The sequence below is a fragment of the Candidatus Villigracilis sp. genome (genome assembly GCF_057083605.1).
The window spans coordinates 23,811-33,933 of sequence record NZ_JBXMTI010000156.1 but is presented as its reverse complement, the minus strand read 5'-3'; the positions used below and the strand labels follow the sequence as shown (position 1 = coordinate 33,933).

General features: G+C 44.3%; 12 protein-coding genes. 10 read left to right on the top strand and 2 right to left on the bottom strand.

The window, feature by feature from the left end; translation table 11 throughout:
* The 10 genes from AC14M5_RS22950 to AC14M5_RS22905 form a co-directional block, all read left to right on the top strand.
* On the top strand, positions 1-864 hold an 864-nt coding region (locus AC14M5_RS22950), incomplete at its 5' end, for a hypothetical protein (RefSeq protein WP_484032052.1).
* Positions 857-1,612: a hypothetical protein gene (locus AC14M5_RS22945; protein WP_484032051.1), complete on the top strand. Its 756-nt coding sequence runs from the start codon at positions 857-859 to the stop codon at positions 1,610-1,612. The genes AC14M5_RS22950 and AC14M5_RS22945, both read left to right, overlap by 8 nt.
* A gap of 1 nt (position 1,613) precedes the next feature.
* Positions 1,614-2,345: a hypothetical protein gene (locus AC14M5_RS22940; protein ID WP_484032050.1), complete on the top strand. Its 732-nt coding sequence runs from the start codon at positions 1,614-1,616 to the stop codon at positions 2,343-2,345.
* 41 nt (positions 2,346-2,386) lie between these two features.
* On the top strand, positions 2,387-3,928 hold the full coding sequence (locus tag AC14M5_RS22935) for a DNA cytosine methyltransferase (protein ID WP_484032049.1): 1,542 nt from the start codon (positions 2,387-2,389) through the stop codon (positions 3,926-3,928).
* A 9-nt stretch (positions 3,929-3,937) separates the two neighbouring features.
* Complete coding sequence (locus tag AC14M5_RS22930) at positions 3,938-4,168, top strand: hypothetical protein (protein ID WP_484032048.1); 231 nt, start codon at positions 3,938-3,940, stop codon at positions 4,166-4,168.
* A gap of 8 nt (positions 4,169-4,176) precedes the next feature.
* Positions 4,177-4,584: a very short patch repair endonuclease gene (locus AC14M5_RS22925; RefSeq protein WP_484032054.1), complete on the top strand. Its 408-nt coding sequence runs from the start codon at positions 4,177-4,179 to the stop codon at positions 4,582-4,584.
* Between the two features lie 228 nt (positions 4,585-4,812).
* Positions 4,813-5,019 (top strand): type II toxin-antitoxin system VapB family antitoxin, encoded by a 207-nt coding sequence (locus AC14M5_RS22920; RefSeq protein WP_484032047.1) that lies wholly within the window; start codon positions 4,813-4,815, stop codon positions 5,017-5,019.
* A gap of 105 nt (positions 5,020-5,124) precedes the next feature.
* Positions 5,125-5,892: a DNA alkylation repair protein gene (locus tag AC14M5_RS22915; RefSeq protein ID WP_484032046.1), complete on the top strand. Its 768-nt coding sequence runs from the start codon at positions 5,125-5,127 to the stop codon at positions 5,890-5,892.
* Between the two features lie 44 nt (positions 5,893-5,936).
* On the top strand, positions 5,937-6,518 hold the full coding sequence (locus tag AC14M5_RS22910; RefSeq protein ID WP_484032045.1) for a cupin domain-containing protein: 582 nt from the start codon (positions 5,937-5,939) through the stop codon (positions 6,516-6,518).
* Between the two features lie 11 nt (positions 6,519-6,529).
* Positions 6,530-6,952: a VOC family protein gene (locus AC14M5_RS22905; RefSeq protein WP_484032044.1), complete on the top strand. Its 423-nt coding sequence runs from the start codon at positions 6,530-6,532 to the stop codon at positions 6,950-6,952.
* Positions 6,953-6,990: 38 nt separating this feature from the next.
* Here AC14M5_RS22905 and AC14M5_RS22900 read toward each other — a convergent pair whose 3' ends face one another.
* Both AC14M5_RS22900 and AC14M5_RS22895 read right to left on the bottom strand, forming a co-directional pair.
* Positions 6,991-8,439, bottom strand: a complete 1,449-nt coding sequence (locus AC14M5_RS22900) for an NADH-quinone oxidoreductase subunit N (RefSeq protein WP_484032043.1) — start codon at positions 8,437-8,439, stop codon at positions 6,991-6,993.
* A 121-nt stretch (positions 8,440-8,560) separates the two neighbouring features.
* Complete coding sequence (locus tag AC14M5_RS22895) at positions 8,561-10,054, bottom strand: complex I subunit 4 family protein (RefSeq protein WP_484032042.1); 1,494 nt, start codon at positions 10,052-10,054, stop codon at positions 8,561-8,563.
* Positions 10,055-10,123 lie beyond the last annotated feature (69 nt).

The window sequence follows — 10,123 nt, the reverse complement described above, 5'->3', positions numbered from 1 at the left end:
GATAAACTCCTGCCAATGCGTGAACAATATCAAAATGGAGAAATTCTAGCTGTTCGGGCTTCGTTAACTGTTCGTCCCAAGTCTGGGAAAGAAGAACCTTCATTTTTTATGATTTATCTGAAACAAGATAAAAACGAGTCTGGACTTCCAACTTTTATTAGAAGTGAACTAATTGTATCTAGGGTAAAAGCTCCTCCTACACGAGGAGTCAAGTCATTGGTCGTTATTGAAGATGGTCCTCTTGTTAAGCTATTGGGAGATTCAGAAAATCCCGCTCACAACGAATGGCAAAAAAGGAACATAAAAGATAAGTACTGGTACGGCTCTTCTTACATAGAGTTTGTTGCAAACATTGTATCGAATATAAATAACGCTTTGTCTGTTGAAGAGAATTCAATTGATGAAAGTTTACTCTCGGATATATTTTCGTTACCTATTACAGATGAAAATCAGCCAAAACGGACAACAGACAACAAAACCAACAAACCAGGAACGGTTATTAAACCGCCGCCACCTCTGATACCCGTGAGGGAGAAAAAATTCGTCCTGTCTCAAATAAAAGGTGGCTTTTCTATTACGCCAAACAAAGAAAAAATTAAAGTACCAATGCGTATTGAAGTTCATGTCGCGTACGATGTAAGAAAGGGCAATGCATTGAGACGCTACAATATTTCGGATTTTAGACTTGACCAATTGCCTATAAAAATTAAAAAACCTTCAAAAGGCTTGAAATTAATCAGGGTGCGGGAGAATATGATTTTGATGGATATATTGAATGATGACTTTGAATTGATTGCTACGGGATTTGACGAAAATCGCGACTTGTATATAAAGGTTGAGCTGAACGAGGACGATAATGATTAGAAGATTTAACTATACAAAGCGAGTGAAAATCCTTCAAAAGGATATTGTTGTCACCTTAATAGATGATAATAATGGCAACTTGTCTTTTGAAGCAAATTTATCCAAAATCATGTCTTACGAATTTCCAGATGAATGCTCAGTTTTCATTGAAGCCTATCGCCAAACAGATTGGAAGCGATTTGATTACGGGAAAGTTGGTGCAATTGTAGAAAATAAAGATCGGGATTTATCGAACTTTGGAACAAAAGATGGAATTCTCTTTCGTGTAAAAATCACAGATGAAACGACAGGCAAGATAATTGCAGAAGCAGATCGTATTCCTTTTGTTACTCCAAATCAACAAGAAAACCCAAGATTACCTCTCTTACCTGTTTGTCCGAAGAACTTAGGTGATCAGATTTTTAGAGTGGACTACACTGGCCCTAGAACGATATTGGAACTTAACATTGAAGCAATATCCCCTCATCAAATTGCTCACGACCCAGCTTTTATAGCACTAGCGTACCCCGTGATTATCAAAGAAATATTGACAAGAATCCTTTTGATTGAAAAGCATTTTGACATGACTGATGAGGATGATTGGATGTCAAACTGGTTACGATTTGCAAACTCATTCCCTGGTGTAGGGGAAATGCCGTCAGAAAAGGACTATCAAGATATGTGCTATGAATGGATAGACAACGTGATCTCAGCTTTTTGCAAGCACCAACAGATTCGCAAAAGCTTCTCTGAAGTATGGAGCGTGTAAAATGAAGGTTAGAAGATTTACTGCTATGGGACTCAATGAGTTTGATAATTACCTGAACAATCTCGAAAGGGATGGGACTTTACCTATACCAAAAGATTTACTGGAAAACCCTATATATTCCATAATTGCTGATGTTGATGCTGAATTGGAGCTTCGTGAATTCCAAACCCGTTTTCAGCTTGCAGAGTATTTATACAAGAGTTTTTCAAATGTCAGTGTTCCCAGAATTGAACAAGATATGGAGTTATGGGCATGGTGCACGCTTTTTTACTTTGACATATTATGTCCACTAAATGCGAAAGGTATAAGAAAACCCCGAGAACGGGCAAGGTACATTCCAAAACCAGATAATTTTCAAAAATATTATCGCCATTATCTAATCGGATCTTACTTGATTTATCGTGCGCACAAAGATGACCCATTGCGGGCTATGGGATTGCTGTGCAAACCTCCTCACATTCATTCAGAAATTCAGGAGCAATTTGCTGCTTATATTCAGTTGATAACAAATAAGGTTGTGGTCGAACTGGTTACAAAACTTTATTATGACCCTAAAGTAGCCTCTGTTAAGAAAGGCGCAAGCAGCAAAGATAATGCGCCTGGTACGGCAAGAAGGTTGGTCGATGTTCTAAACCAATTTGATTTAACTTGGGATTTATATGCGACTACTCCAGGCAATCTACTGAAAATGTTGCCAAAAGAATTTGAAAAATTTGCTAAAAGCATTGGATAAGCCTATAATAGCCGTCTTCACAACAGTGGACGGCTATTATTATGAAAAAAACAATTCCTATTATTGATATCTTCGCTGGTCCAGGAGGTTTAGGGGAGGGATTTTCAGCATTTCAAGCGAAGGAACAAAACGCCATCTTTAAAATTAAACTTTCTATTGAGAAAGATGAGTTTGCTCATAAAACTCTTGAATTGCGGGCTTTTTACCGTCAATTTTCAGCAACAGGAGTTCCCGCAGATTATTATCGGTATTTGCGCGGGGAAATAAAAAAAGATGAGCTTTTTCAAAAACACTCAATTGAATATAGTAATGCTCAAAAAGAGGCATGGTTAACTGAATTGGGAGAAGAAGATCGAGGCGTAGTAAAGTCACGTATTTCAGAAGCATTAAACGGCGCAACAAATTGGGTTTTGATTGGTGGACCTCCATGCCAAGCATATTCTTTGGCAGGGCGTTCCAGAATGCGCAATGTTAATCCATGGAAATATGCCAGAGATCATCGTCATCAATTGTATAAAGAATATCTACAAATATTAGCTGACCATAAACCTCCAATATTCGTAATGGAAAATGTCAAAGGGTTGCTTTCATCTCAAAGAACTAAAACAAAAAAGGAAAACACCTTTGATCTAATTCTTGCTGACCTGAGAAATCCATCAAATGCGATTGGTGGAAGCGATTCGTCGTTATCCTATAATTTATTCTCCATCTCTCATGAGAGTCCTCAAAACCTGAAAGATATAGAACCTGAAGACTTTATCGTTCGTTCTGAAGAATATGGCATTCCTCAAGCACGACATAGAATCATTATTCTTGGAATTCGAACTGATATTTACAAATCGAATCCCGAACTTATAAAAAAGACAGAAAAGCAAGTTCCAATTGAGGCAGTTATTAGCGATTTACCCAAACTGCGAAGTGGACTTTCAAAAGAAAAAGATTCTCCTGAAGAATGGCGTAAAGCCATAAAAGAAATCGAGAATGCTAATTGGATGCAGTCAATCCATTCTGAATTGCGAATCTCTATACAAGGCGCATTGAAACGAGTTGGTGCAAGCCTAGATCGCGGTGATTCCTTTGTGCCTTTTATTGTAGGTCCAAATGAATATGATTATTGGTATGTAGACAGTAGTTTGGGAGGAGTGTGTAATCATGAGACAAGGTCACATATACGTGAAGATTTACATAGATATTTCTTTGCAGCCGTTTTTTCTCACAAATATAATAAACCGCTCAAGTTAGGTGATTTCCCATCTGAACTTCTTCCAAAACATGAGAATGTACAAAAAGAATCCGATGATACTATTTTCAACGACAGATTCCGAGTGCAAATAAGCGGCAGACCATCGACGACTGTTGTGTCACACATCAGCAAGGATGGTCATTACTATATTCATTATGATCCCTCCCAATGCCGTTCTTTGACCGTAAGAGAAGCCGCCCGTTTACAAACATTTCCTGACAATTATTTCTTTGAAGGAAATAGAACCCAACAGTACCATCAAGTTGGAAATGCGGTTCCTCCATTGCTGGCGAATAAAATTGCTGAAATAGTTTACAATGTTTTGGAAGCCTCAAAATAAGGAGTTGCCATGTTTCGATTAAAACTTGCTTCTGCGCCAAATCCAAGTCATGATGAATGGTTTTCTCCTGCGCCAACTAGATATATCACGGTTAAATCCTTGAAGGATGCTTCAAAGAAATGCCGTGAATACATTGAGCAATTCAATTTAGGCGCTGGTAATTGGATTGGCGGGCAGGTTTCGCAAAACAGAAAACGAGTTGCCAGAGTTTCATATAATAGTAGGATTTGGAAATCGTAACTTTTAAAATGCCCGACGTTTTCACGAAAGAAAAACGCTCCGAGGTCATGTCCCGTATCAAGGGGAAGGGAAATAAAGATACGGAACTGGCGATGATTCAAATTTTACGAAAACATCATCTTTCAGGATGGCGAAGGAATCAGGTTGTATTAGGCAAACCTGATTTTGTTTTTCCAAAGCAAAGAATTGCTTTGTTTGTAGATGGTTGTTTCTGGCATGGATGCCCAAAGCCAAAACATTCAAATCTTCCAAGGAATAATCAGGAATTTTGGGCAAAGAAATTACAGGGAAATAGAGATAGAGATAAATTGGTCTCTCGTGAATTAAAAAAGGCGGGATGGAAAGTTGTGCGAGTGTGGGAGCATGAATTAAAGTATCCAGAAAAAATTGTTGCAAAGTTGAGCAGGCTGTTTTAGAAGTCAAACCAAAACGGGACTGTGGGTGAAGGGCGGTGCGACCCCCTCTGTCCTCTGGACATCTCCCCCAAATACGACAATCGAAATTATTTATACGGATTCAGTTTGCGTCAGTGTCGGATTTGGGGGAGAACTGCATCACACAGATTATGGTGGTTTTCCTCAGGGCATTCTGTTTAGGTGTATCATACACACAAATATCGAATATCACACACGAAAGAAGTTAACATGCGAACAAACATTGTGCTTGACGATAAGTTGATCGCGCGTGCCCAAAAATTAACAGGCATCAAAAATAAACGGGAAGTGGTGTATGAAGCCTTGCGCCTTTTGATCCTACTGAACGAGCAAGGAGAAATTCGCTCTTTGCGCGGCAAATTGCGGTGGGATGGAAATTTGGATGACCAACGCTTGATGACTACGAAAAACATCTAGGTCTGCGGGTAATACACCCATAACGCAAAAATGGGGCTGTGAATAAACACAGTCCCATTTTTGATTCTGTTATAAGGTAAAGGCTTATAATCCCGCTAATAAAAAATGATGACGAACACGAAAATAAATCGCACAAAGTTCAAAGAGTATCATCGTGAGGTTGTTCGAGCACTGACTGCAATCGGCAATCCAACTTTTGGCAGTGCAGTTCAACAAGACCGTGGTTCTCAACTCAAGCATCTTGGAATCAAATTTCCTGAGCTAAGACGGCGAGTGCGCCAGGGTTTCTCCTTTTATGGGCTGCCAGAGGAGCAGGTGCTAGAAGTATGGGACACTCTATGGCAGACATCACCTTATGGAGATGTGTTATTTGCCGCCCTCGAATTCTATGCGCCTATCGTTCGAAAGCGAGTCAGCCCTGGTCTATGGCCAGTGGTTCGTCAGTGGAGCAACCGCATTGATAACTGGTGCCACAGCGATGGGTTGAGCGCTCTCTACTCATGGATCCTGGAAAGCTATCCAGCAGAAGTCTATCCTCAAATTGTTTTATGGAATCGTTCTGACAGTGAATGGCTGCGGCGCATATCGCTTGTCAGCCTGATCCATTACAGCGGCAAGAATGCCGTCTTCCTGCCGCCGAAGAAAGTCCTGCCATTGGTTTCGAACTGTCTCGATGACCATCGCTACTACGTCCAAACAGCGGTTGGATGGGTCTTGCGAGAAATGGGTCACAGCTATGGCAACGAGATTACCAAATACCTGGAAACCCATGCGGAGAGGATGAGTACGCCAGCCTTTTCGCGGGCTATTGAGCGATATACATCCAAGGAACGTAACCGACTGCGTGACATGCGGAAGCTTCGCCTCGCCTGAATGTATAATCTTAACCAATTCAAGCCAACCAAGGAGCATTCGACATGATACGAGCAGGGTTTGCTTTTGAACACCCCACCACCAAAACCCGTACCCTGGTTTTGGAAAGCGATGCAGAAACAAACGGCATGGGCTGGCTGTTGGAGGTCACCTGCTACTCCAAGCTTGGTTCCGATCTGGGGGAACACCTCCACCAAACCTGGACGGAAACCTTCGAGATCATCAAAGGCACTGCCAAATATGAGCTCGATGGAAACGAAAGAATTGCTAAAGCAGGTGAGTCCTTTGTGGTGGAACCCGGTCACTTCCACATCCACCCGTGGAATGCCACCGATGAAGAACTGGTCTATCGTCAGCGAGACCGCTTTGAGCATCCCAGTCCCGCCGCGGTGCAGGACATCCTGGGGATTTTTGCAACACGCACAGGCATGGCACGTGACGGCATCCGCCTCAAGGGATTTGCTAAACTGTTGTTTCAATCAGCTACGATTCGAACTGCAATCAAACATGGGAATTACGTGGCAAGTCCCTCCATGGCGATGCAGAGAGTACTCGGCTCCACGCTGGGGTTGCTCGGCGAATTGCTGGGCTATAAAGCAGTCCAATCAAAATATGTGGGTGAATAGGAGAGACATTTGTGAAACAGTCAATCATCCATATCGCGCTGGTTGTCAGAGACTATGATGAAGCGATTTCTTTTTATACTGAGAAACTGCATTTTACGCTGGTCGAAGATACATATCAGCCCGAACAGGATAAACGCTGGGTGGTAGTTTCTCCGCCCAACGCTACTGGAACCACATTGCTTTTAGCCAAAGCGTCAAAACCCGAACAGCAGCCTTTCATTGGCAATCAAGCAGGTGGGAGGATATTTCTCTTCCTCAACACAGATGATTTTTGGAGGGATTACAATGAGATGGTTTCCAAAGGTATAAAGTTCATAAGACCCCCAAAGGAAGAATCCTATGGAATGGTGGCTGTTTTTGAAGATCTCTATGGAAATCTATGGGACCTGTTACAGATCAATGCCAATCATCCGCTTTACGAACAGAGCATTTAGCGGTGATCTATTGCAAAGGAAATTGTTGTCAACAAGATTTATCTGAATACCGCTGTGCTTGCTAGCAGGAATAATAACTGCGGCACAAAGCTGAGTACTACCGTGGCAACAGCCGTAACTGTGGTGGTAAATGACAATCCAGATTCACGTTCTATTGTGGGCTCGCCTTCACGCATATACATATTAACGACCACACGCAAATAGTAAAATGCAGAGACGAGCGATGTGATCACACCGAGAACTGCCAGCCCGTAGAAGCCTCCATCAATTGCGGCGCGGAAAAGATAGAACTTACCCACCATGCCTAAAGTGGGCGGGAAACCGATGAACGAAAGCATGAATATGGTCATGGCGATGGCTAAGGCGGGATATTTCTTTGCGAGGCCAGAATAGTCATTGAGTTCAAGGCCTTTGCCTTCGGCTTTTTCAAGAGAGATGACCACTGCCCATGCGCCGAAGTTTGTCAACACATAAGTTGTCAGGTAGAACAACCCCGCTGCAACTGAAACAGAGATAACATCCTTGTTGCCATAAGGCACGAAAGCCATAAGGATATAACCAGCGTGAGCAATGCTGGAATAGGCTAACATACGTTTGATATTGGTCTGCGAGATGGCAACAAAGTTACCAACGATCATCGTCAAAGCGGACATGGCCCAGAGGATGCCTGTCATGTCTGCGGAAATGGATGGGAAGGCAGTGGAAAACACGCGCAGCAATGCGACGAAGCCCGCGATCTTTGCGCCCGAGGACATGAACGCCGTCACCGAGCTGGGTGCACCCTGATACACGTCCGGAGTCCACATGTGGAAGGGAACGGCCGCAACCTTGAAACCAAAGCCGACAAGGATGAGAGCAGCTCCAATGGTCAGGAGCAGGCCTGATGTCCCGTTTGAGGCGGCAGAGAAGATTCCGCTGAGGGATGTGGTTCCTGTCGCGCCAAAGACCAATGCGGTTCCGTATACTACAAAGCCAGTGGCAAACGCGCCAAGCAAAAAGTATTTGACGCCTGCTTCCTCCGAGTCCACTTTACGGGAGATGGCGGCCAGCACGTAAAGCGGGATGGAGAGTAATTCAAGCGCGAGGAATACGATGATCAGGTCTCCAGCCTGCGCCATAAGCATCATGCCTGTTACGCTGAAGAGCAGGAGGGTATAGTATTCGCCTCGTTGAATACCCATGCGGTGGGTATAACCGTGCGCGAGGGCAATCCCGAGCAGACCGCTGATAAGCAGCAGCACGTTGGCAAAAGTAGAGAAGCCATCGAGCACGACCATGCCAGAGAAACCTATGTTTGGGTTACCAATTTGCGTAATGGAAAAGCCCAAAGTCACTGCGAGCCCTAAAGCCGCAATGAACGCTGTGATGCCTTTGCTATTCTTTGGGATGAAGAGATCCACCAGCAAAAGCAGACAGGCCCAAACGGTGAGAATGATGAGCGGGAGTATTGTGGAGTAGTCGATGTATGTTAATTGAGGTTGCGTCATGAACGCTCCGAAAATCTTTTAACCACGAAGGACACGACACTTGCACCGCGCGCAAGTGCAGGTGAGGCACACAAAGGAAAAAACCTTTTATCTGCGTTCATCCATTTCATCTGTGGTTGGTTTATAAAGGCAATGCAGACAGGAGTTTCTCAACCGCGGGAGCGAGGATATCGAAGAACGGCTTGGGGTAGAGACCGATCCAGAACATAAATACGATCAATGGTACGGCAGTGATGATCTCGCGCCAGTTGAGGTCCCTGAGTTCGTGATGTTGGGTAATTTCACCTGCAGGGCCGAGGAAAACCTTCTGGAACATGTAAAGGATATACACAGCCGCCATGATGACACCAATGGCAGAAATACCCGCATACCATGGGTTACCGATGGCCTTTGAGCCAAATGCGCCAAGCAAAATGGTGAATTCGCCGACGAAGCCGTTGAGCCCAGGCAAGCCCATGGATGAAAGTGATGAAATCAGCATAACCGTGCCGAAGATCGGCATGATCTTCCACAAGCCGCCATAGACTTTGATCTCGCGGGTATGTGTCTGTTCGTAAACCATGCCAACCAGGAGGAACAATGCACCAGTGCTTAATCCGTGATTGACCATTTGCAAAATAGCGCCAGCCACACCCACGGGATTAAGCGCGAATAAACCAAGCATCACAAAGCCAAGGTGACTGACCGATGAATAAGCGACCAGTTTCTTTATGTCCTGTTGTGCGTAGGAAACCGCAGCGCCATAAATAATTCCAATGGTCGCAAGGAGTGCGATCCATGGGGCGGCTTTGACTGTCGCCTCGGGGAAGAGTGCGATATTGAAGCGCAGGAAACCATAAGTACCCATCTTCAGCAAGACGCCCGCAAGGATGATGGAGCCGGCAGTTGGCGCTTCCACGTGGGCATCGGGCAACCATGAATGTAAGGGCCACATTGGGACTTTGATGGCAAAGGCTGCGGCAAAGGCAATGAAAAGCCACATCTGGATGTTTGCAGGAATGCCTCCCTTGGCGATCAGATCAGGCACTGAGAAAGTGTTGCCCTGAATACCAAGCCACAAAATGGCAAGCAGCATCAAAATGGAGCCAGCCATGGTGTAGAGGAAGAATTTGATCGCAGCATATACGCGGCGCGGACCACCCCACAGGCCAATCAGGAAATACATCGGCACAAGTGTGAATTCCCAGAAGATATAGAACAGGAACAAATCTTGTGCGAGAAACACGCCAGTCATACCCACTTCCAAAAGGAGGAAGAAGATCATGAAGTCTTTCACGCGGTCTTCAACGGCAGTCCAGGTGGAGAGCAGGGAAATGGGTGTAAGGAAGGTAGTGAGCAATACAAGCAAAATGCTCAAACCGTCCACTGCGAGATAGTAGTAAATATTCCATCCCGCCACCTGGATCCAGGAGTATTTGGCTTCCAGTTGCAGGTCTGGGTTCGAAGCGTTGAACTGCGAAAAGACCCATAATGAAACACCAAAGGTGACAAGAGATGTGGCCAGCGCGACCCAGCGGATGGCAGCCTTCCACTCGGAATTCATGAAGAGAATCACGAGCACGCCCAGGAGCGGGAAGAAGGTCAGGAGTGTAAGAGGTTGCAAAAGAAATTCCATGTTCTATCCTCAATTGCGAAATCGTCAAAGTTCAAAATCGTCGAACGTCAAAGGTCGAAGGTCTGACTT

What these genes read in the sequence shown, in the direction of transcription:
- AC14M5_RS22930 (WP_484032048.1), top strand. Translation starts at nt 3,938, where the DNA reads ATGTTTCGATTAAAACTTGCTTCTGCGCCAAATCCAAGTCATGATGAA.
- AC14M5_RS22935 (WP_484032049.1), top strand. Translation starts at nt 2,387, where the DNA reads ATGAAAAAAACAATTCCTATTATTGATATCTTCGCTGGTCCAGGAGGT.
- AC14M5_RS22900 (WP_484032043.1), bottom strand. Translation starts at nt 8,439, where the DNA reads ATGACGCAACCTCAATTAACATACATCGACTACTCCACAATACTCCCG.
- AC14M5_RS22915 (WP_484032046.1), top strand. Translation starts at nt 5,125, where the DNA reads ATGATGACGAACACGAAAATAAATCGCACAAAGTTCAAAGAGTATCAT.
- AC14M5_RS22920 (WP_484032047.1), top strand. Translation starts at nt 4,813, where the DNA reads ATGCGAACAAACATTGTGCTTGACGATAAGTTGATCGCGCGTGCCCAA.
- AC14M5_RS22940 (WP_484032050.1), top strand. Translation starts at nt 1,614, where the DNA reads ATGAAGGTTAGAAGATTTACTGCTATGGGACTCAATGAGTTTGATAAT.
- AC14M5_RS22895 (WP_484032042.1), bottom strand. Translation starts at nt 10,054, where the DNA reads ATGGAATTTCTTTTGCAACCTCTTACACTCCTGACCTTCTTCCCGCTC.
- AC14M5_RS22910 (WP_484032045.1), top strand. Translation starts at nt 5,937, where the DNA reads ATGATACGAGCAGGGTTTGCTTTTGAACACCCCACCACCAAAACCCGT.
- AC14M5_RS22945 (WP_484032051.1), top strand. Translation starts at nt 857, where the DNA reads ATGATTAGAAGATTTAACTATACAAAGCGAGTGAAAATCCTTCAAAAG.
- AC14M5_RS22925 (WP_484032054.1), top strand. Translation starts at nt 4,177, where the DNA reads ATGCCCGACGTTTTCACGAAAGAAAAACGCTCCGAGGTCATGTCCCGT.